The organism is Chromatium okenii (assembly GCF_002958735.1).
GTDB lineage: Bacteria > Pseudomonadota > Gammaproteobacteria > Chromatiales > Chromatiaceae > Chromatium > Chromatium okenii_A.
Map to the genome: position 1 here is coordinate 1 of NZ_PPGH01000008.1, position 21492 is coordinate 21492.

The following is a 21492-nucleotide window of genomic DNA, read 5'->3' on the forward strand; positions in this document are numbered from 1 at the left end:
GATAACGCGCTTCATCGGCGGCAGTGTCCGGGCGCTGAATGTACGGGGCAGCGGGGAATGTGTCCCGTGGTGCGCCATCAATTCCGCAAACGCCAGTTCTGGCGACTGCAACTGAAATAACGCGCCCTCGCGCCCAGCACTTGCAGCGTGACACCGCGTCGATCAGCAGCGTTGAACTGCCGCTGGCGCTTTGCTGGCGCGGAGGTGCGCCAGTGCGATGTGCGGCGTTAATACGCGCTCAATCAGCAGTTCCACGCGCCCGCCGCTGGATTTGCGCCCAAACAATCGCGCCCGCATGACGCGAGTGTTGTTGAACACCAGCAAATCGTGGGGACGCAGCAGTTGTGGTAAATCGGCAAATTGCAGATCGCGGAGAGCTGCGGCGGAATGTTCCACCACCAGCAGCCGTGACCCGCCGCGTTCGGCAGCGGGTGTTGGGCGATCAACTCAGGAGGGAGGTCGTAGTGAAAATCAGAACGAGAAAAACGCATTGCACTCAATCAGAAATGACCTTGAATTACAGCAAAATTTGCGGATGCAGCAGCGGCGCACCATCCAACCACGCTCGTCCATCCGCCCCAGCGCCAGCCGCTTTTCGGCAAACCAGCGCACCGTCGTCGGATAAAGCCGGTGTTCCTGCGCCAGCACCCGTGCGCCCAACGTTTCTGCATCATCATTCGGCAGCACCGGCACGCGCACCTGCGCAATCACCGGCCCGCCGTCGAGTTCGGCAGTCACAAAATGCACACTCGCGCCGTGCTCTGTTTCTCTGGCGGCCAGCGCCCGCTCGTGGGTGTGTAATCCTTGAAATTTCGGCAGCAATGACGGATGGATATTGAGCATTCGACCTCGGTAATGCTCAACCAAGGTCGCAGTCAGAATCCGCATAAACCCAGCCAGCACGACCAAATCCGGCGCGTATTGATCAATCAACTGTTGTAAATCAGCATCATAGCTGGCGCGGTCGGCATAATTCCGATGATTCAGCACTGCGCTGGCAATGTTCGCCTGCTGCGCCCGCTCCAAACCAAAAGCCTTTGGCTCGTTGCTGATGACGGCCACGATTTCGAGGTGCGCAATCTGCGCGTCAAGCAATGCCTGCAAATTGCTGCCGCTGCCGGAAATCAGCACCACCACGCGCAATTTAGCCATGCGCAGCTCCGTCGCAATACACCACGCTTGGCGCAACATTCGGCGCTTCTGCTTCGATATGCCCGATGCGCCATGCCGTTTCGCCGGCTGCCTGCAACTGCGCCAGCGCGGTATCGGCATCTTCTGCGGCCACGCAGACGATCATGCCGATGCCGCAATTGAAGGTGCGCAACATTTCCATCGCGGTAATGCCGCCCTGCATTTGCAACCAATCAAACACTGCCGGACGTGACCACGCAGTGAGATCAAGCTGCGCTCGTGTGCCCGGCGGCAACACTCGCGGCAGGTTTTCGGTCAAGCCGCCGCCGGTGATGTGCGCCAGCGCGTGTATTTTGAGACTGCGGGTTAATGGCAGCACCGAGCGGACGTAAATCCGCGTCGGCGCGAGCAGCCGTTCGCCGAGCGTCGCGCCATCAAACGGCTCGGCTAAATCTGCGCCGCTGACGGCAATCACTTTGCGAATCAAGGAATAACCGTTGGAATGCGCCCCAGAAGATGCCAGCCCAATCAGCACATCGCCGACGGTGACGCGCTCCGGCACGATCAAATCTGCTTTTTCCGCAATGCCGACGCAAAAGCCAGCGAGATCGTATTCGCCTGCGTGATACATGCCGGGCATTTCCGCTGTTTCGCCGCCGGTCAAGGCGCAGCCCGCTAATGTGCAGCCCTGCGCGATGCCGCTGATGACTGCCGCTGCGACTTCGACATCCAATTGCCCAGTGGCGTAATAATCGAGGAAAAACAGCGGTTCGGCGCCACTAACCAAAATATCGTTGGCGCACATGGCGACCAGATCAATGCCGATGCTGTCGTGTCGTCCCAGTTCCAGCGCCAGCTTCAGTTTGGTTCCCACGCCGTCGGTGCCTGACACCAGCACCGGTTGGCGATAATTCGCCAGTGGTAATTCAAACAGTGCGCCAAAACCACCGAGTCCAGTGAGAACGCCGGGGCGCATGGTGGCAGCCGCGAGTGGTTTAATGCGTTCGACTAAACGTGCTCCGGCGTCGATGTCAACACCGGCATCACGATAATTGAGAGAAAGAGGACGAGAATCTGGCATGACGGCGATGATTAGTTCCGAATGAAGTGGCGAATGGCCGATTGTATACCGAGACGCTTGGACAGCTGTGAATCACCCAGCTAGCATCTTAACTTTAGAACAGCACATTTCATTTAGGTCGTATTGTGAAGCTCAAAGATTTACCTAACATTATTAGCATGATGCGGTTGATTGCCGTGATTCCGGTGGTCTATCTGCTGTTTGAAGATCAATTCGGCTGGGCGCTGGTGTTATTTGCCGTTGCTGGCGCGTCAGATGGACTGGATGGCTTCTTGGCCAAGCATTATGGCTGGCAAAGTCGGCTCGGCGGTATTCTCGATCCACTCGCGGATAAAACGCTATTAGTGTGCTGTTTTCTGGTGCTGGGTGCACGCGAGTTAATTCCGATTTGGTTGGTATTGGCGGTGGTGTTTCGAGATTTGGTGATTGTAAGCGGCGCAGTGCTTTATAACTATCAAGTGGAAGCAGTGGAAGCAGCGCCCATTCCGGTGAGCAAACTCAATACGTTATTGCAAATTTTGCTGGTCGTGGCGGTGATTACCAATGCTGCGCCGCTGCCGTTGCCAGCAGCATTGTTATCGGGATTAACGTGGGCGTGTTTTATCACGGTGATTATCAGCGGTGCGCAATACGTGTGGATTTGGACACGCAAAGCGATGCGCCGAGGTTTGAAAGCCGATTAACTGCGTTCGGCAGTGAGTCGAATCGCCGCAGTAGCGAGCCGCTGACCGAGCGCATGACAGAGTTGGCGTTCGTCATCGCTGATCGGCAATTGATTATCCGCACCGGCGACATGCGATGGACCGTAAGGAGTGCCGCCGCTGGTGGTGTGCAGCAACGCCGGTTCGCTGTACGGCAAACCCATGATGAACATGCCGTGATGCAGCAGCGGCAACATCATGCTTAACAGCGTTGATTCCTGACCGCCGTGCAAACTGGACGTTGACGTAAACACACCCGCTGGTTTTCCCGCCAACGCGCCAGCCAGCCATAAACCGCTGGTGCCATCGAGAAAATACTTCATCGGCGCAGCCATATTGCCAAAGCGTGTCGGACTGCCGAGCGCCAGCCCCGCGCAGTGGCGCACATCCTCGTGATCGGCGTAGGGCGCACCGCTCGCCGGAATGCTGTCCTCGGTCGCTTCACACAGGGCAGACACTGCGGGCACGGTGCGCAGCCGCGCTTCTAAACCGCCAGCTTCCACGCCTCGCGCAATGTGTTTCGCCATTTCTGCCGTCGCTCCATGACGGCTGTAATACAACACCAAGATATAATTCATTTCTATTCTGCTCCTGAATTGCGTTGTCAGTGATCACCGATTTTCCTACTGCCTGCTGCCAATTTTTCTATTATTCAATCGCCCCCGCAACCACCGCCGCATCCATCACCACCATCGCTATCACCATCGCCGCCAAAGAAATCACCCAGCCCATCAAGTGAACCATCGAAATCAGTGCTCGTAAAATCACCCACGCAATGCACGTTAACGCCATTATTTGATTGTAAACCAATGCAATCTAGCGCGTAATAAAAACCGTTTTCGATGCCGAGTTTTTCATCCAGTGCGAACAGCAATGGTAAACGTTCACTGCTGCGTGGATTCAATTTTTCATCACGGCAGCATTGCCACCACACGCGGCGTAATCCGGCATTATTTTGGCGATTGGCGCTGAGAACCACCGCTGGCGTGTGATGTAAAAAGCGTCCAAATGCTCGCCGACAAAAGGCTTGGTAATGGCGCGTGTATAAAATGAATTCATGCCAGAGTGCATCGGCGACTTGCGAAGGCATAGAAACGAATTGCCGCCCGCTATTGAGATAAGCAATAAAGAATTGCCGCAAAGCGCGAGCAACCAAATGTCGTTCTCTGGCATTTAATTGCGGATAGTGCGCTGCAAAACGGTCGAGTAATCCGGGTGGAAAAGCATAGCTGCGAATATACGCAGCGCGTTTAGCACGGCGGCGCATCGCCCAAATTTTAATGATTAGGCTCGTCGTCCCCAGCGCCAGCAACGTGATCCAGAATCCATTCATGTTAAGTACGCTGCTGTTGGCGATGTTGACCGCCGCCATCGCACAACGCCATCAATGCTGAAAAGTTCAGCAATTCAATGTGTTTACGATCAACGCGGATCATGTTGTCGTCCTGAAAGCGCGTGAGAACGCGACTGACGGTTTCCACCGCCAAGCCGAGATAACTGCCGATTTCATGCCGCGACATGCTGAGATAAAAATCCGAGGGCGAGAGTCCGCGCCGTCGTAACCGCTGCGACAAGTTCAATAAAAAGCTGGCCAGTCGCGCCTCGGCATTTTTCCTGCCGAGCAGCAGCAGCATCTCGGTGTTTTGACCGATTTCCTGACTCAATAGCCGATACATCTGATGTTGCAGGCTGGCGGTAATCGCGGTGAGCGTTTCGAGTTTCGCAAACGAAATTTCACAAATCGCTGAGGTTTCCAAGACCTTAGCGGAACTGATGTGACAGGCGCGAGCAATCGCATCGAGACCAATGATCTCGCCGGGTAAATGAAAGCCCAGCACTTGCTCGCCACCTTCGGGGCTGGGAGCAAAGGTTTTTACTGCGCCAGTTTTGACGATGTACAGCGACCGAAAGTGATCGCCACGCCGAAATAAATAATCCCCGCGATGCAGCGGGTGATTGTGTTTGATGAGACCGTCCAGACGTTCAACGTCATCTGGTGTTAATCCCATCGGTAAACACAGGTTGACCAGACTGCAATTGCGACACGCGATGCGCATGGACTCTAGCGAGATCACTTGAAATTGGCTCACGACACATCTTTCCTTTGGTATTGACAGTGGCAGCGTGATCACGCTGGTCTGCCATTTGATTTAGATTATTTGCATCAAAATGTACGCGGTTTTTAACTGGATCGTTGACGAATTACAAGGGCGACCATTTTTGTTCGTATTATTCTGTAATGTTTTTTTGTCTGGCATTTTGTCGCCGGTCAACTGACAACTGAAAATCGCTAAATTTCTCGCTGACCACGCTACAGGCTTGATGCAACGGTGAAACCGCAACCGCTGAAATGTGGTCTAATTTCAATCAACTTTTTATGCGACGCGCTCATCTTTCTTTATGGAACAATTATTTGAACTCGCTGATCGCTTCCTCACGCAAGCTCCCGCCTGCGATTACTGGACGCTGCGCTTGGTCGAAGAGGACTCTGATCATTTAGAAGTGCGGCAAGGCGTCGTCGAACCCAGCACGCTTAATTCTTCACTCGGCGCAATGATGACCATCGTGAAAAACGGTGGCATTGGTTACGCAGCAACCAATGATTTGAGTCTCGCGGGCTGGCCGCAGCGAGTGCGCGAGCGACGGAATGGGCGCAGGCACATGCTCGCCTCGGCTTATTCGATGCCAGCCTGTATCCGCGTTCTAATACCCGCGCTGATTACCATTCGCCAGTGCGCGAATCGTGGAATGCGCTGCCCGTGACCGATAAATTGGCGCTGCTGCAGGATGTGAATACGGCGTTGCAGATTGATGAGCGCATCGTCGATTGTTCGGCATGGTTGACGCGGCACAGGGTCGCGCAGTTGCTAGTCACCAGCGACGGCGGGCGCGTGTCGCAGGTATTTGAATCGGTACATTCGGGACTGCTCGCAGTCGCTAATGCTGGAATCAAACGCAGCGCCGTCACGGTGGCGGCGCAGATTGGCCGCAGCAGGGTGGCTGGGAACGCGTCACTGCGGCGCGATTGTTGGACGATGCGCCGCGGGTGGCAGCGGAGGCGCTGGCGCTGCTGACTGCGCCGGAATGCCCCAATGACATCCGCGATCTCGTTTTGCTGCCCAGCCAAATGGTGTTGCAGATTCACGAAAGCATCGGCATCCGCTTGAATTGGATCGCATTCTCGGCGACGAGCGCAATTACGCGGGCACCAGTTTTGTCACGCCCGGCATGTTCGGGCGTTATCGCTACGGTTCTGAATTGCTGGATGTCACCTTTGATCCCACGCTGCCCGGCGAGCTGATGTCGATGGTTGCTGACGATGTGGGCACTCCGGCGCAGCGTGAGTATTTGATTCGACGCGGGATTTTAGAACGTCCACTCGGCGGTGCACTGTCACAGTCTCGCGCCGGGTTGCCGGGCACTGCCTGTACTCGCGCCAGCAGTTGGAATCGTCCGCCGATTGATCGCATGGGCAATATCAATTTGGAGCCGGGCGAAGGCAGCTTGAACGATTTGGTGGCGCGAGTGGAACGCGGGGTGCTGATGGATACCAATCGCTCGTGGTCGATTGATGACAGCCGGAATAAATTTCAATTCGGCTGTGAATTCGGACGGTTAATTAAAAATGGCGAACTCACCGATTTGGTGCGCAATCCCGGTTATCGCGGCATTTCCGCCAATTTTTGGCGCAGTCTCGACGGCGTAGGCGGCCCAGAAACGCTGGAAATTCGCGGCGTGACCAATTGCGGCAAGGGCGAACCCAATCAAGCGGTGTATGTCGGTCATGCGTCGCCGCCGTGTTTATTTCGGGATGTAGCGGTATTTGGAGGCGATGGCGATGATGCTGAATCGAAAAATAGATGAACGGCGCAGTTCTGAGCGCGTGGCTTGGCAAGGACAGGTGCAAATTCTGCCGTTGATTCCATTTCATCCGGTGCTCGGTCTACAGCAGGTTCGGGCACAAGATTTGAGCGAAAGTGGCTTGCAGGTACAAAGCGAGCGAGCGTTGCCATTGAAATCAACAGTATTAGTAGAAATGCAGGCTTTCAATCATCCGACCGGAATTCAGGTGATTGGATCGGTGATTTGGATTTCACCGGCTGCGGCAGAGCATGAATGGTGTCTTGGAATTGAATTTTGCGATGTGGGTGAAAGTGCGCGTCACGGGATTCGCACGTTATTGAAGGATTGAGTTCAATAAAAAAGTCCGCACAGGGGCGGACTTTTTTGCTGGGTTAAATTGGGATTAGCGGAGTTGCTGCCAATTCAAACGGCCGACACGATTATCGCCAGCAATTGGTGGTAATGGTTTGAGATCACCGCCATCTGATCCCGATGTTATCGAGACATAATTATCAGTATTATCATCGCGTAAAACACGTGGCGAATCGATAATTTGATCCAGTTTTACGCCACTCACCGGCAATTTAACATCACCTTCTTCTGGATGATAGTCTTCTTGAGTTTCGCTGCCACCATTATTCGTTACTAATTTTTCAACACCATCAACGACGCGAATTGTTCCTACAACTCCATCGCGGATAATCACCATATCTTCGTTACTGAATTCGCCATCGCCATTCACGTCAAAAGTGGGACTAGTCGAACTACCGCCAGTGAATAGGTCAACTGAAAATACCCAGCTCTTGCCACCGCCAACGGTACATGGATCATCTGATTCAATTGGAATAATACTGGTAAATAATACCTGTCCGGCGCCCGATAAAATCTGCGGACGACTGATCACGCGTTCTCCTTCTTCGCCATTCTCTGGTGAAATAAGATCGATAAACCAACCGCGTTTTACTGGGGATGCTTCCCAATCCATTGGGTTTTGTGAAATCACTCGCCAAGTGTAATCTTCTGGGTCATTAGGCAAACCAAGTTCATATAAAATTTCCTGTTCAAGTAATGAACTCCGACTGGAAATAACGCTGCCACCATCCCAAACGAATTGAAGCGGATTAGTAGGGTCTTTTTCCAACGTCGCATTATCCCAAACACCATAAACGCTTTGTACAGTGCGACTAAGAACATCATTACCGCGCATATATTGACCAGTGCCAAAATACACTAAATAACCGCCTAATGGATGTGTGCCAATTTCTAGCGGTCCAGTGATTGGTTGCCGCACACCATCCGCATCGACTGCTTGAAATAGCGGAACTCCGCTGTATGCAACACCCCAAGCAGAAGAAGTACCGGTCAGATCGAATTTCCATAGGTTGCCTTTGAGATCGCCAGCATAGGCTCCAGCAATGGTTTGGTTGGTATCACGAATTAACGTTGCAGCAGACAAGCCATTGGTGACATCGGTTGAAACTTGAATCTTTTTAATTAAACTACCATCATCTAAGTTAACAATATAAAGCCAAGCACCTGTACCGCTGTCGTAGCCATTACCGAATACCGCCGCCCATTGACCATTTTGTAACCGACCAATGACGGGCGAATGTACTCCAGCAGCAATTGGCGAAGTGTTCATTTGACCGACCATATAACCAAGATTAGCATCACTGAATTCCCATAGCACATTTTCAGTTGTGAACGTATCCGGGTTTGTGACATCTAATGCAAATACCGCTTTTCCGCCATCACCTAATGTTCCAATTAGAATAGAGCGCCAAGCATCATTGACATAGGCATCAGCAACATTGGGCGAGCCGTCTACAAAATCGCGGTGCCTAGTGAGGCTTTTATAAGTTGGACTGGTCAAGTCTTTTAATTTACCCAACAGGGCATTTGGCACATAAGCGAATTTTTCTTCACCTGTTAGCGCATCGAAAGCATGTAACATGCCGTCATTAGCGCCAACATAAATCATTGATGTGCGGGTCGCATTGGAGGTAAGAAATGTCGTATATGTATCTTTACCAAGTGCTCCTGTTGGTAAGTATTTATAACCGACATTTTGCGGCTTGCCGACATAAAGCGGATCGGAATGAACAATGTCACCCAAAATTTTAGTGCGCTCACGAAAACCAGTGATTCCGTCATCTTTCGTTTCTTTGCTCTGATCGCCTCGCAACCAATTAAATATAGTTTCATCGTTAGATAAATAGGCTTTTTGAGCGTTATTGAGTGTTGCCCAAGTGAATGCAATTCCTGCTGGGTCAGAATCATCATCTGGCGTTCCATTCCAAGTGTAAATACTACGATCATTCCAGTCAGGTATAGTTGAATCCCATTTCAGCGTTGCACTACCATCATCAGATAATTGAAAGGCTTTTAATTCTCCACTCCAATCACTTGGATCAAACTTTGCTTGATAGAGGAGCGCATCTTTAGTGTGGGTAGAACTGGCGGCTGCTGATGCCGCAGTTGCTTTGCTTAGATTTAAGATTCTGGTAAAGGCTTCTTCGAGTTGATCTTGCAATTTTCCGGCATTCGTCACTAAGAAGTAATTAGGTGATGCTTCACCTTTAGCCAATCCTTCATTACCTTCAGAGCCATATTTTGCCGCATACCATAATGGGTTTTCTAATACCGTTGCAGCATCAGTTGCAGAGCTGGCCGTGAAGGTACGTGTTGCAGTCAATGGCAATGGAGTATCAGTTCCTGATATTCCGCAATCAGAAGGTGGTGATCCGATCGCACAACCTCCTGATGACACACCGGCTGGCGTATCAAGAAAATAATCTGGATCATCACCAACGCTCGTATCTTTATCACGTACTTCTAAATAAACGCCATCGTGAGTGGTTCCAGAAATGACATAGCCCAGATGCTGCATAATGCTTCCAGCGGCATAGCTCGAATCCAGTGCTACAGTCAGGGTATTATCTGCATTAACTTTCAAATCATATAGAACAATGGCATCCATATCGTGATCTGCGCCCTGTTCCACGTCCTCGTAGTTAATACGAAACTTAATTGATGGACGTCCACCATTAATGCTGTCATTTTCGTCTGAGCCATTTGGATCAGTATTAGCAAATTCTTCAATAAAGAAGTCAACAATGGTGTTTGTTGGTTGAAATTGCCCCTGCGCTATATTGATACTATAGCCACCAACTGATTTCGCAAAGGGTACTAGCGTTACTTTTTTACTACCTACCGGAATGACAATCTTCGGCAATGGTGATGCCAAAGCGACAGAAAATGTATTGATGTCTTGTTTATCTGCTAAATCGGCTCTGAGATCATTCTTAAACGCATAGCGTGCAATGCCAGCGGAATAATAGCCGCCCTGTTTGGTCGGTTCAGAAGGTGATAATCCTCGGATATTGCCTAATCCACTAACGGTCTTTGCCGTTGGCGCACCAAGAAAATCAGAGCTACCGTTGACTTCACCAATAAAATGCGCACTTGAGCCACCATATTCGGCGCTCCAAATCGCATTTGCTTCGGTCGTTACATTTAATCCGCTGATGTCACCGCTAAAACTGCCAAACACTGTACCGGGAACCTGATCGGTATCAAATGATGGATTGACATCGCTAATCACTAATTGAGCGCCCGGTGAACAATAGAGCGAAGAATTATCGGTGTAAGGATCAACCCAAGCTGGTGCGGGTAAATCCATCGCCGAATCCGCAGGATCGCGTAAAGTAATATGCTCTTTACCGCTTGTCAGCGTTGGCATGAATACTGATGTCGCAGTGGTTTTACCAGAAAAATAACGCAAACTTTCATACATCATTTCCGCAATCGGATTACCCCAATCTGGGAATTTACTACTTGAACTCACCATCGGGCTGGTTGTCAACCAACCGCCACTATAAGAATAGCCTGTACCGCTATTGAAATCGACGATCCGAAATAAATCCAAAGTTTTTACAATACCAAGCAAACCTGTAAATACACCAGTTGATAGATCAACTTCGCCAAGACTTGGATTTATTTCATTCATAAAACTTTCAATATTTTTGCGTAAAACACCGCCGCTCATGTTGGTTGAGTGCTTGAATGATCCAGAAATTAAACCAAACAGCATTTTGTCATCTTTACCATATTCCTGTAACAACCCATCTGGTTTATAAGTCACGACATCTGGATTTGGAGCCGTATTGGTATAGGGTTTGCAATTAGAGTCTAAAAGACCGTCTTTACAAACCTGAACGCGGACAGTGTAATCTTCCATATCCGAAGCCGGAACATTTCTACTGTAAGTTGAAACAACTAAATCAGAATATTTTGCAGTTGGAACAACTGCCCAGATATCACTGCTATCAGCTCCCTTCCAATACAAGATATATTTATCTCCACCACCACCTTCTTCGTGTCGAAACTCAATTTGATGTGATCCGGCTGTAAGGTCAACACTACCTTTACAGTTATCGTCTTTAGCGGTACATACATTCCATGTATATCTACCAAAAACTACGCTTCCATCAATGATTACTTCAGTTGCATCATCACCATTGATTGAAAATTCATAATTACCAGCTGTAACGATATTAATACTTCCCTTAAATATAGTGATGTAATTATCATCGCTGCCATAAGGGTTGCAACTGCTACTACAATCAATTCTGCCATTCAGCGTAAAATTAGGAGTTGAAGGTGTGGGTGGAGCATTGCTCCCCATAAAGTTATTTGAATTTGCTAAGAGCTCAATAAGCGCATTAAAAGCATCGTGATCTGCTGGTCGAGTATTATTGACTGTTGCCGTACTTTCACATGCACCACCAGAACAATTTGTTCCAGCAACAGGTCTTTCAATTGCCACCCAGTTCCAAATTCGATAATTAGAATTCGTCAACACCCGCATTAGTGGTTTTTTACTAGCTTCATTAGCAAGTGTCGTATTAGCAAACAGATGACGAGTTCCCGCTGATGGTTGTGACAACGGCGTATAGTCAGAAATGAGATAACCATCATGTGCAGAACTTAAGTATTCCTTGCCCCAGCTATGGGCATCTTGTGGAATATAAGAACGTTCAAGAACTGTTGTAGCTGTGGTAGGGCTATCAGGGTTATAAGCAATATCAGTAAACCTCCGTCCGCCATAAAGCACTTTGCGCAGCGCATCAATCCGAGTTGTTGTAATGTAGTTAAGAAAATCGCCACTCCAATGTCCGGGACATTTTTTAGTTGTTGTCGTAGAAACTGGAGTAAAAAGATCAGCACTATAGTCATAACAAAGATGCGAATCAAAATAACCAAAATAATCGACAGCATCACCATTGGTATCAACCATATTTGGTTTATAGCCAACATCGAGCACTCCATCACCGCTTAAATCAGACGCATCGTTATAGGCTTCATAATAAAGCGTGTGATCCTTGCCCATAATCAGCATGGTCAACGGTGGCGCAGCGACATCGCCACCACTCGCAAATAATGGGTATTGCGCAAGGTCTTCAGCGTTAACGAATGCAACCGGAATTGAAAGAATAATGCCAATCAAAAATGCAAATCCAGATCGGTATTGGGTGAAATGTTTGTTGTAGTCACGCATGACTAATCTCCGCTAAAAAAGCATTTTTAACATAGCGATTCAATCTATTGGACGTGCAACGATTGTTTCTAAAACGACGACTGAAGTTGCAATAGCGCCTTGCCCTCGCGCTGTCACTTTATAACAATTCATTCCTATAAAACAGTTTTCTGAGCATGATGTAGATTCACTATATGCACATTGAATGACATAAGTTGGTTGGGCAGCCAATGGTGGCACTGTAGTGATAGAACTGACAGCAGGAATTGATCCAACTGCGCTGGGATACGAAATTGCATCAGTCCAATCGTTATCATCATCTGAATCAGGCGCTACACTGGCTAATGGAATTTCGTTTATATTTTCAGCTTCAGTGTTCATAATCACGGTTTCAGCTCTACGCAATGCTATTTCTGCGGCTTGAAATGCAACATTGCGATCATTGGCATTACTCGCCATGCGTTCATTAAGTGTGGTTGTTTGCACAGAAGTCATGCCAAGAACTGTCATCAATAACAGAAAAATAAGTCCGGTGACTAAAACCATGCCACTTTGACGTTTGCGGTTCAGTAATTGACTCAACATTGCCAGCTTCCTCATTTCATGCGATTGCGCAAGGCAACAGTGGTACTAAACATTTGATAGATACGGCGGTTAGTGGCAGTAAAAAAAGTGCCGTCGTTTTTTTCAAAAGGCAGCGACATTGCAGCATCCACTAAATTATCTTCACTGCTACCCAGTAATAAATCAATTTTTACAGCAAGCACATTATTCCAATCTGGAACTGAATTAGCTGAAACATAGTTATCAATTTGCCCGTCTCCGGTATTATCAATTCCATAATGCAACTGCATATCATAAACGCATTCTATGAGTTCTTGCGCGGCTAAAGAACCAATCTTTTGATATAATCCGGGTTGGTTAGTTGCAGCACTACTTTTATTGATGTAATAAACATGATTAACGACGTAAGGATCAGTTTTATTAGGCTTAGGATAAAAATCAGTATCAGGTTTAATATCATCAACATCAAGGTCAGTAGTAGGATCAATATCAGAATCAGGATCTAAATAACGAATTCCAATAATATCGGTGTTTGGGGTATAAGTGCTACCACCTAAATTACTCCAATCTTTTCCTTTTTTATCATCTAAATAACTCCAAAAAGCGGGGTCTTGGCCGACTGCTAACGTTGGTTTTGTGCTTGCGCCGTTCCAGCCCTTAATATAGTCTTTTGGCGGTGGATTATTATTTATCATTCTTGCTTTTGGGACAGAAAAGTTTTGTAATCCGGCTTGTCGAATATCTCGCGCTAGATATTCAACTGCAAAACGTCCATTTTCCTGTACCCGTGCCATGTTTTCGCTATCGCGGTAACTTTGCTTATTGCCAATTAACAACGCCACCATTCCCGCAGAAATAAAAAGACCAATCGTCATTGAAATCATCAATTCAACGAGTGTAAAACCGCGTTGCGATGATGATTGCGTATAAACGGATGCGAGATACATTGAAAGCCTCATAATTCCGTTGTAAATAGAAATGATTGACTGCTGCCAGTTCCTTCTAAGCGGCTTTCATCCCAAGTAATTGTTACTGTCACCATCGTGCCGCCTGTTACCGAAATAGTAGCGGTGCCACTTGGTAAATAAGCAAGATGATTGCGCCATGCAGTAAGGTCAGCGGTCGCAATAGCAGCACCTGATGAATAGGCGGTCGCAAAAGTTTGATTGCCCGTAATGGCTGCCCAAGTGCCATCATAACTTGCAGCATTTGGTTTATTTGCTCGCATCGCATCAATGATTTCATAGGCGAGATTCACTGCCTGAACGCGCAAATAAGACCCTTGACTCATTTTGAGTGAAACGCCTTGTAATGCCGCCAGACCCAATAAACCCACAGAAAGCACCAGCGCAGAAATCATCACTTCAAGTAATGTAAAACCCTGTTGATAATAGCGATATGTCGTCATGGACAGTCTGTTCCTGAGTCAATACGTAAACGCCCAATAAAACCAAACCTGATGCAGCGTTTTTCTGGCGCAATAACAATGGAAATTGTGCCTATAGAAGTGCTGGCACCTAAATTTTGACCGTTCGGTTTGAATCGCACAAATTTTGCAAAATTAGTGTCTCCGTCAATTACCACACCGCTATTCGTTGCTTGTCCAACGCGCAATGGAGTATCACCAGTATCAAAAGTGCCATCACCATCGTTATCAACGAAAACGACCCAGCCATCTGCCAATTAACACCAGTTGTACTGCACGTTGGAGTGCTGTCAGTAATATCATTGGATTTGCATACAGTGACAGTTTTCCCGCGTGTCATTGCTTCCGAACGTGCGAATTGCAGTGCACTGCTGAGTTGATTGGTGATCGCAGCGATGCGATTGGTGCGCGTGAAGGTTGAAAACTCGGCACGGCAATTGACATTAAAATAGCGGCAATTGAGAGGGTAATCATTAACTCAAGCAGCGTGGTTCCCGTCATACGCTGCCGCAGAATAAAACGGTGCGAATGGCGATTGATACCGAGCGGATAAATACGGCACATGAACATTCAGTAGCTCCGTGGGTGTGATATTGCCGTGAATCACGCAAATCGCATTCAAGCTGCTATTTCAGCTTAGATGATCTAGTTTAAAAAAATGGGAACTGCGACACAAATCAACGCATTAAATTTAATCCGTCGCAGCAGGACGCACCACGCAATTGGTAACAGCCTAGGACGTTGAATTCGCAAGCGTTTATAGCGGGCATGTTCGCCACTGAGCAATGTAATGTGCGAAGGCGCAACGCCAAATTCCTCCGCAATAAAGCGTTTAAGTGATTGATTTCCTTTGCCATCAACCGGCGGCGATTGGATGCGCACTCGATAATAATCACCGCTAGGATCAACGCCCACAAAGTCATCACGCGGCGCTCGGGTTTGCACCCGCAGCGCCAGCTCCAAATCTTCACCGTGCCAGCGATACCACGACATCAGCGCGATCCGTTAAAACGGGCTGCCGACCAGCCATTTTAGGTGGAATCAGCAACATATTGAGCAACGTCAAGCCAATAATGACGACCAGCGGTGAAAGATCAACGCCGCCAATCGGCTGAATTTGCCGCTGGGCTGGCAGCATCACTGGATCGGTTAAGCGCGTGAGCAAGCCGATCATCGGATTACGCGGATCGGGATTGACCCAACTCAATAACGCCCGCGCCAATACAGCAAATAACATCAAGTTAATAAATAACTCCGCCATGCTTGGAATGGCCCAGCCAACTGCGCCGAGAATTGAGTGCGGGCTACCGAGCAATAGCGCCAGCAATGCCAGTTCCACTGTCGTTAATAACCAAATCAATACCAATGCGGCGAGATCAAGTCCGCCATAACCGGGAATATATTGGCGCAATGGACGCAGTGCTGGCGTCGTCACGCGCACTATAAATTGCGAAATCGGATTATAAAAATCCGCTCGCGCCCATTGCAGCAGAAAGCGAATGGCGACTACAGCGGTATACAACCCAAAGAGGGTTTGTAATAAAAAAACCAGCGGGGACAGCAGATAGGAACTGGTCATGGGTGTTGTGCGAGAAAACCATTATTATCAATGGGAAGGCAGCGCATGATGCAACTGCCAAACTCGCTTCCTCCGTGGTGGTTGAGTGAAATGAATTGCTATTAACTATCAGTGCGTTATTGCATTGAAAGCAATAGCGTGAGGAATGCTGCAGCGTCATTCCTATTCTATATCGAACAATAATTCCAACTGCAAGCGGTTGATGTCTGGCGCAGGTTGATGTTCCAACCGCTCGATTTCTTCACAAAATGCGTTGACATCGGAAAACTTGCGATAGACCGAAGCAAAGCGCAAATACGCGACTTGATCAATTTGACGCAATTCGTCCATTGCCAATTCACCCAGCCGCGCTGATGACACTTCGCATTCGCCGCTGGACATTAAACGCCGTTGAATATGCGCCAGCGCCTGATCTACGCGCTCAGTGCTGATTGGGCGTTTTTCCAATGCCCGCATCATTCCCGACCGCAATTTGCGATCATCAAACGGAACGCGGCTGCCGTCGCGTTTAACGATACGCGGCACACTCAATTCCGCAACTTCATAAGTGGTAAAGCGTTCTTTACAGCCTACGCACTGCCGCCGCCGCCGCACTTGATCGCCCTCGCTGGATAAGCGCGAATCAATGACTTTGGTTTCCTGTTCATTGCAAAAAGGGCAGCGCATGATGGGCATCCAGTCAGCAGTCGAACTGCTCGACATGTTCTTCTAAGCGTTGAGCCAGCCGCCGCAAATCTTCACCGGCGCTGGCGGTTTTTTTCAGCACATTAAAACCCGCACCATCAGAATTTTAGGGCGATCCGTCGCCTCTTTTTTAGAGTTTAAGCGTGACGCAATTGAATAGAGAAGTAGTTTATTGTTATTCAATCCAAGTGCTCACTGGTGGTTTCAACTGCATCACATTTCACGCTTAACGTTGGTATACCGGAAACCGTTGGCACAGCGCCAGCACCTGCGCTTTTACGGTTGCAATTACTGCTTCATTGCCCCGCGCATCAATTAAATCACACATCCAACCCGCCAACTCCTGCGCTTCATCGCTGCCAAAACCGCGAGTGGTCATTGCTGGAGTACCAATACGAATGCCGCTGGTGACAAATGGCGATTGCGGATCATTGGGAACCGCGTTTTTATTCACCGTGATATTCGCTGCGCCGAGCCACGCATCTACATCTTTACCGGTCAAACCCTGTTGAATAAAACTTACCAAAAACAAATGGTCATCCGTGCCGCCAGAAACCACATCATAACCACGCGCAATAAAGACTTCTGCCATGATCCGCGCATTACTCACCACCTGCGCTTGATACACGCGAAAACTCGGTTCTAATGCCTCTTTGAATGCAATCGCTTTGGCGGCGATGACGTGCATTAACGGTCCGCCTTGAATACCAGGAAATACCACTGAATTCAGTTTCTTTTCAATCTCAGGATTGGCTTTTGCCAGAATAAGTCCACCGCGTGGTCCACGCAGGGTTTTATGCGTGGTCGTCGTAGTCACATCCGCAATTTGTATTGGGCTGGGATACACGCCAGCAGCAACCAATCCAGCAACATGCGCCATATCAACCAATAAATACGCGCCGACACTATCCGCGATATCACGGAATCGTTGCCAATCGACAATACGCGAATACGCGGAAAAGCCAGCAATGACCATGCGCGGACGATGTTCATGCGCCAATCGCGCTACTTCGTCATAATCAATTTCACCAGTTTCTGGATTTAAACCGTATTGCACTGCGTTATAAAGTTTGCCAGAAAAGTTCGGTTTGGCGCCGTGTGTGAGATGACCGCCATGCGCCAAACTCATTCCTAAAACAGTATCACCTGCATTGCACAGCGCCATAAACACTGCGGTATTAGCTTGTGAACCGGAATGCGGTTGCACATTGGCGTAATCGGCATTGAAGAGTTGTTTAGCGCGATCAATGGCCAATTGCTCGGCGACATCGACGTATTCGCAGCCGCCGTAATAGCGTTTGCTGGGATAACCCTCGGCGTATTTATTGGTCAATACGCTGCCTTGTGCCTGCATTACGCATGGGCTGGCGTAATTCTCAGAGGCAATTAATTCGATGTGTTCTTCTTGGCGGCGTTCTTCATTCTGAATAGCAGCCCAAATTTCTGGGTCTTGGGCGCTAATGTGCATGGTCGATTCAAACATTGTTTTATTCTCTGGCAATACAAAGTGGCGCATTTTAGCGATTTTACTGGGTGGCGTCGCTGTGACTGCGCGGCAAATGCGCAGTGCGTAAATGCTGAAAATTGGTCAAACGTTCTGGCGCAATCACTCCGGCGGTCACGGCGTCACGAATCGCACAATCCGGTTCGTGGTCGTGATGACAATCGGCAAAACGGCAGCGCCCAAGATACGGTTGAAACTCGCGGAAACCCTGCTGTAATTCGTCACGGCTGATCGCACCGAGTCGGAAACTGCGCACGCCGGGCGAATCAATTAAACGTCCGTTATCGGGCAGTCGGTAACAGGTGGTGGCGGAAGTAGTGTGGCGACCCAAGCCGGTTGCTGTTGATAACTGCCCGATTTGAATCGCTAAATCCGGCAGCAGAATTTTGACCAATGATGATTTGCCGACGCCGGATTGACCGACCAACACGCTGGTGTGGTTGGCAAGCGCCGCAATCAGTGCTGCGAGCGTGCTGAGATCATGGAGCGTTGTCCAAAAAGTGCGATAACCAATTGCCGAATAATGCGCAAATCTGCGTTCAAATGCGGCGCGAGCGGGCGGATTGAGCAAATCCATTTTGTTGCCGACTAAAATGGCTTCGACACCGATCAATTCCGCAGCAACCAGATATTGATCAATGAGATAGCTGCTCGGTTCCGGTTCTGGTGCAATCAGCACAATGAGCTGTGATAAATTGACCGCAAGTGCCTTGGGTTGATTGTTAAAATCAGGACGACTTAACACGGTGGAACGCGGCAGCAGCGCCGTCACGACCCCCTGAGCATCGGCAATGCGTTGCCAAACGACACAATCTCCGCACACTGGCTGCCCAATGTTGCGCCGCACCAAACAGTGCACCAACTGTCCAGCCATATCTTCCACTGCGAGATTTGCACCATAACGCACCATCACTCGTCCAGTTTCCGGTTCACCAATCAATTCAGTGTCTGCGGGAATGGTGTCTGGCCGTGTTTCCACGCGTGAGCGTCGCCGTTCTTGAATAGCGCGAATGCGTTCCAGCTGCCGTTCGGACAAGCGGCGTTTTGTCATAGAATTAGCACCATCATTGCAACTTGCATTAAAATTCTAAAACCAACATCATCACTTTTGTTCTCTATTAGCGGAATAATATGAAATTTAACTATAATATTGATAATTCGATGACTGTGTACAAAAATCCTGTTGAATCCACAATGTATTTAGAGGCGCTTTCGTTGTCTAAACTGGATGATTGGTCTTCGACTTTTTTAGCCAACATGCCCGAAGAGGATTTGTCAACAGTGAATGAGTTAATGATTGCAAATAATGCAATGCTCTTTGCTGGCTTATCACGCGAGGAACGCATACGCATCATGTATTTAATGTTTTTAATGAAGACCGCAATTTACGAGTCAGTGAGAACGGGTAAAAGACTCGAAGATTTTTATGAATAGCATTAGATAGCTTGTTGCTTTATCTGCGCTGAATGTACAAAAAAACCCGCAGTTACGCGGGTTTTTAATAAAATCAACGTTAATTCTGCACCTAATCACACAGTGAAAAACAAGTTTTTAACGCTCAACTGACCGGCGGCGGCAAAATGAATTCCAATACGATCTTGGTTCCGAAATACGCCAAGATGAGAATGACAAAACCGCCGAGCGTCCAAATGATCGCAGTGCGTCCGCGCCAGCCATTACGAAAACGCCCGACCAATAGCCCGCCAAACACTAGCCATGCCAGCACCGATAACACCGTTTTTGTGCACTAAATGCTGCGCAAACATGTTTTCTAAAAACGCAAATCCGCTCAACAACGCCAGCGTCAGTAATACAAATCCGGCGCTAATCATTTCAAATAATAGACTTTCCATCGTTTGCAATGGCGGCAAAGTGCGAATAAATCCGCCGGGATGACGCTGGCGCAGATGACGATCTTGCAGCGCCAGCAAAATGGCTTGACCAGACGCGAGCGTTAATAGGCTATAAGCGAGCATTGACAGCAATACATGAATTTTTAGCGGCCAAGTTGCGGTCGGACGCAAAAAGGCGACCTCCGCAAAATTAGCTTCTAAAATCAGACTGAGTGCCGCAGCGGGTAACAGAATCAAACCGAGATTATCGACTGGTTTGGTTAAGCTGGAGACCAGCAGCAGTGCGCAATCGTCCATGCCGCAGTCAGCCAGCGCGTGATAGAAACCTAAATTGATTCCGCCTTGACTGAAGATGCTGTCCCACAGCAGCCAGCTATGCAGCAGCAAACCGGCAAACCCGACGGCAATCGCAAAACTGCGCTCTGGAATCCAGCCTTCTTTACGAAATAAGCGCATTCCAATTAAGCCGGATGCAGCGAGATAACAAAGGGTGGCGATGGTGGCAAAAATAGTATGAGTCATAGGTTTAATGGTGTGACATAGGCTGTTGATACTGAAAACGTGGGGGCATCTCACGCGAAACATTATACTCGCAACTTTCTGTGCGAGGCAGACAGCGATTGTTATTGAGGTCAATACATGTTTGAAACTCTCCAAGACCGTTTTGCCGATGTCCTGACCAATTTGCGTGGTCAGGGTCGCCTGACTGAGGACAACATTAAAGACAGTTTGCGCGAAGTACGGATGGCGCTGCTGGAAGCAGATGTGGCGCTGCCGGTGGTGCGTCAGTTTATTGATGATGTGCGGACCAAGGCGCTCGGCGAGGCAGTGGCGAAAAGCCTCACGCCCGGTCAGGTGCTGATTAAAATCGTCAATGACGAATTGGTCACGCTCATGGGGCAGGCCAATGAACAACTGAATCTTACCGCCCAGCCGCCCGCAGTGGTGCTGATGGCGGTTTGCAAGGCTCCGGCAAAACCACCAGCGTCGCCAAGCTGGCGCGGTGGCTACAGGAAAAACAGAAAAAGTCCGTGCTGGTCGTCAGTTGCGATGTGTATCGCCCCGCTGCGATTGCGCAATTGAAAAACGGTTGCGGCAGAAGTTGGCGCAGAGTTTTATCCCAGCACTGGCAGCGAACAACCGGTTGATATTGCGCAACGGGCGCTCGATTACGCTCGCCGTCATTATAAAGACGTGTTGATCGTCGATACCGCCGGACGGCTGCACGTTGACGCGGCGATGATGGACGAAATCAAAGCCATTCACGCTGCGCTCAAGCCGGTAGAAACGCTGTTTGTTGTGGACGCGATGACCGGTCAAGACGCAGCAAATACGGCAAAAGCGTTTGATGCTGCGCTGCCGTTGACCGGCGTGATTCTCACCAAAACCGATGGCGATGCTCGCGGCGGCGCAGCGTTGTCGATTCGCCAAATCACTGGCAAACCAATCAAATTTCTCGGTACGGGCGAGAAAACCACTGCGCTGGAGCCGTTTTATCCTGAGCGCATCGCCTCGCGCATTTCTCGGCATGGGCGATGTCGTGTCGCTGGTCGAAGAGGTGCAGGCACGAGTTGATCACGATAAAGC

General features: G+C 49.1%; 22 protein-coding genes and 3 pseudogenes. 5 read left to right on the forward strand and 20 right to left on the reverse strand.

Annotated elements, in window-relative coordinates:
• Window positions 1-162: 162 nt before the first annotated feature.
• From CXB77_RS23410 to purM, 3 genes are all read right to left on the reverse strand, one after another.
• The gene (locus CXB77_RS23410; protein WP_347338014.1) at window positions 163-396 is read right to left on the reverse strand and encodes an S-adenosylmethionine:tRNA ribosyltransferase-isomerase; all 234 of its coding nucleotides are present in this window, start codon (window positions 394-396) and stop codon (window positions 163-165) included.
• A gap of 75 nt (window positions 397-471) precedes the next feature.
• Entirely contained in the window at window positions 472-1152 is a 681-nt protein-coding gene (purN, locus tag CXB77_RS00660; RefSeq protein WP_431520685.1) for a phosphoribosylglycinamide formyltransferase, read from the reverse strand.
• The gene (gene purM / locus CXB77_RS00665; RefSeq protein WP_105072406.1) at window positions 1145-2212 is read right to left on the reverse strand and encodes a phosphoribosylformylglycinamidine cyclo-ligase; all 1068 of its coding nucleotides are present in this window, start codon (window positions 2210-2212) and stop codon (window positions 1145-1147) included. Before purM ends, purN begins: the two co-directional genes overlap by 8 nt.
• Before the next feature lie 125 nt (window positions 2213-2337).
• Here purM and CXB77_RS00670 point away from each other — a divergent pair, with 125 nt between their 5' ends.
• Complete coding sequence (locus CXB77_RS00670; RefSeq protein ID WP_105072407.1) at window positions 2338-2895, forward strand: CDP-alcohol phosphatidyltransferase family protein; 558 nt, start codon at window positions 2338-2340, stop codon at window positions 2893-2895.
• On the opposite strand, the gene wrbA is transcribed toward CXB77_RS00670, so the two are convergent.
• From wrbA to fnr, 3 genes are all read right to left on the reverse strand, one after another.
• Window positions 2892-3491 carry an NAD(P)H:quinone oxidoreductase gene (gene wrbA / locus CXB77_RS00675; RefSeq protein WP_105072408.1) on the reverse strand — a complete coding sequence of 200 codons (600 nt, stop codon included), beginning with the start codon at window positions 3489-3491 and terminating at the stop codon, window positions 2892-2894. The genes CXB77_RS00670 and wrbA overlap by 4 nt on opposite strands.
• A gap of 74 nt (window positions 3492-3565) precedes the next feature.
• Window positions 3566-4285 (reverse strand): glycine-rich domain-containing protein, encoded by a 720-nt coding sequence (locus tag CXB77_RS00680; RefSeq protein ID WP_242445305.1) that lies wholly within the window; start codon window positions 4283-4285, stop codon window positions 3566-3568.
• Window positions 4248-5003 carry a fumarate/nitrate reduction transcriptional regulator Fnr gene (gene fnr, locus CXB77_RS00685; protein ID WP_105072410.1) on the reverse strand — a complete coding sequence of 252 codons (756 nt, stop codon included), beginning with the start codon at window positions 5001-5003 and terminating at the stop codon, window positions 4248-4250. The genes CXB77_RS00680 and fnr overlap by 38 nt, the downstream gene beginning before the upstream one ends.
• Window positions 5004-5313: 310 nt before the next feature.
• Here fnr and CXB77_RS00690 point away from each other — a divergent pair.
• Both CXB77_RS00690 and CXB77_RS00695 read left to right on the forward strand, forming a co-directional pair.
• Window positions 5314-6777 (forward strand): annotated as a pseudogene (locus CXB77_RS00690) (TldD/PmbA family protein).
• Window positions 6752-7105: a PilZ domain-containing protein gene (locus CXB77_RS00695; protein WP_105072411.1), complete on the forward strand. Its 354-nt coding sequence runs from the start codon at window positions 6752-6754 to the stop codon at window positions 7103-7105. Before CXB77_RS00690 ends, CXB77_RS00695 begins: the two are co-directional and overlap by 26 nt.
• Before the next feature lie 54 nt (window positions 7106-7159).
• On the opposite strand, the gene CXB77_RS00700 is transcribed toward CXB77_RS00695, so the two are convergent.
• The 13 genes from CXB77_RS00700 to rsgA all read right to left on the reverse strand — a co-directional run bounded on the left by CXB77_RS00700 (window position 7160) and on the right by rsgA (window position 19103).
• On the reverse strand, window positions 7160-12316 hold the full coding sequence (locus tag CXB77_RS00700) for a PilC/PilY family type IV pilus protein (RefSeq protein WP_146108623.1): 5157 nt from the start codon (window positions 12314-12316) through the stop codon (window positions 7160-7162).
• Window positions 12317-12355: 39 nt separating this feature from the next.
• Window positions 12356-12880 carry a pilus assembly PilX family protein gene (locus CXB77_RS00705; protein WP_172452468.1) on the reverse strand — a complete coding sequence of 175 codons (525 nt, stop codon included), beginning with the start codon at window positions 12878-12880 and terminating at the stop codon, window positions 12356-12358.
• A gap of 11 nt (window positions 12881-12891) precedes the next feature.
• Window positions 12892-13806 carry a PilW family protein gene (locus tag CXB77_RS00710; protein ID WP_105072423.1) on the reverse strand — a complete coding sequence of 305 codons (915 nt, stop codon included), beginning with the start codon at window positions 13804-13806 and terminating at the stop codon, window positions 12892-12894.
• Window positions 13807-13814: 8 nt separating this feature from the next.
• Window positions 13815-14267, reverse strand: coding sequence for a type IV pilus modification protein PilV (gene pilV / locus CXB77_RS00715; RefSeq protein ID WP_105072414.1), 453 nt, complete (start codon window positions 14265-14267; stop codon window positions 13815-13817).
• On the reverse strand, window positions 14264-14542 hold the full coding sequence (locus CXB77_RS00720; protein WP_105072415.1) for a GspH/FimT family protein: 279 nt from the start codon (window positions 14540-14542) through the stop codon (window positions 14264-14266). The genes pilV and CXB77_RS00720 overlap by 4 nt, the downstream gene beginning before the upstream one ends.
• Complete coding sequence (locus tag CXB77_RS24240; RefSeq protein ID WP_431520686.1) at window positions 14437-14682, reverse strand: GspH/FimT family protein; 246 nt, start codon at window positions 14680-14682, stop codon at window positions 14437-14439. Before CXB77_RS24240 ends, CXB77_RS00720 begins: the two co-directional genes overlap by 106 nt.
• Window positions 14622-14786 carry a type IV pilin protein gene (locus CXB77_RS24245; RefSeq protein ID WP_431520687.1) on the reverse strand — a complete coding sequence of 55 codons (165 nt, stop codon included), beginning with the start codon at window positions 14784-14786 and terminating at the stop codon, window positions 14622-14624. The genes CXB77_RS24240 and CXB77_RS24245 overlap by 61 nt, the downstream gene beginning before the upstream one ends.
• Window positions 14764-14907, reverse strand: coding sequence for a hypothetical protein (locus CXB77_RS20660; protein WP_242445306.1), 144 nt, complete (start codon window positions 14905-14907; stop codon window positions 14764-14766). The genes CXB77_RS24245 and CXB77_RS20660 overlap by 23 nt, the downstream gene beginning before the upstream one ends.
• 23 nt (window positions 14908-14930) lie before the next feature.
• Window positions 14931-15278 carry a DUF167 domain-containing protein gene (locus tag CXB77_RS00735; protein WP_105072418.1) on the reverse strand — a complete coding sequence of 116 codons (348 nt, stop codon included), beginning with the start codon at window positions 15276-15278 and terminating at the stop codon, window positions 14931-14933.
• The gene (locus CXB77_RS00740) at window positions 15253-15864 is read right to left on the reverse strand and encodes a YggT family protein (RefSeq protein WP_105072419.1); all 612 of its coding nucleotides are present in this window, start codon (window positions 15862-15864) and stop codon (window positions 15253-15255) included. The genes CXB77_RS00735 and CXB77_RS00740 overlap by 26 nt, the downstream gene beginning before the upstream one ends.
• A 162-nt stretch (window positions 15865-16026) precedes the next feature.
• Window positions 16027-16530: a transcriptional regulator NrdR gene (nrdR, locus tag CXB77_RS00745; protein WP_105072424.1), complete on the reverse strand. Its 504-nt coding sequence runs from the start codon at window positions 16528-16530 to the stop codon at window positions 16027-16029.
• A 244-nt stretch (window positions 16531-16774) separates the two neighbouring features.
• Complete coding sequence (glyA, locus tag CXB77_RS00750; protein ID WP_105072420.1) at window positions 16775-18031, reverse strand: serine hydroxymethyltransferase; 1257 nt, start codon at window positions 18029-18031, stop codon at window positions 16775-16777.
• A 43-nt stretch (window positions 18032-18074) separates the two neighbouring features.
• Window positions 18075-19103, reverse strand: a complete 1029-nt coding sequence (gene rsgA / locus CXB77_RS00755) for a ribosome small subunit-dependent GTPase A (protein ID WP_105072421.1) — start codon at window positions 19101-19103, stop codon at window positions 18075-18077.
• Between the two features lie 110 nt (window positions 19104-19213).
• On the opposite strand from rsgA, the gene CXB77_RS00760 reads away from it, so the two are divergent.
• Window positions 19214-19486 carry a hypothetical protein gene (locus CXB77_RS00760; protein WP_146108625.1) on the forward strand — a complete coding sequence of 91 codons (273 nt, stop codon included), beginning with the start codon at window positions 19214-19216 and terminating at the stop codon, window positions 19484-19486.
• A 124-nt stretch (window positions 19487-19610) separates the two neighbouring features.
• Here CXB77_RS00760 and CXB77_RS00765 read toward each other — a convergent pair.
• Window positions 19611-20427: pseudogene (locus CXB77_RS00765) on the reverse strand (cytochrome C assembly family protein).
• A gap of 117 nt (window positions 20428-20544) precedes the next feature.
• Between CXB77_RS00765 and CXB77_RS00770 the strand changes: the two are divergent.
• Window positions 20545-21492, forward strand: a pseudogene (locus CXB77_RS00770) (signal recognition particle protein); the annotation flags it as partial.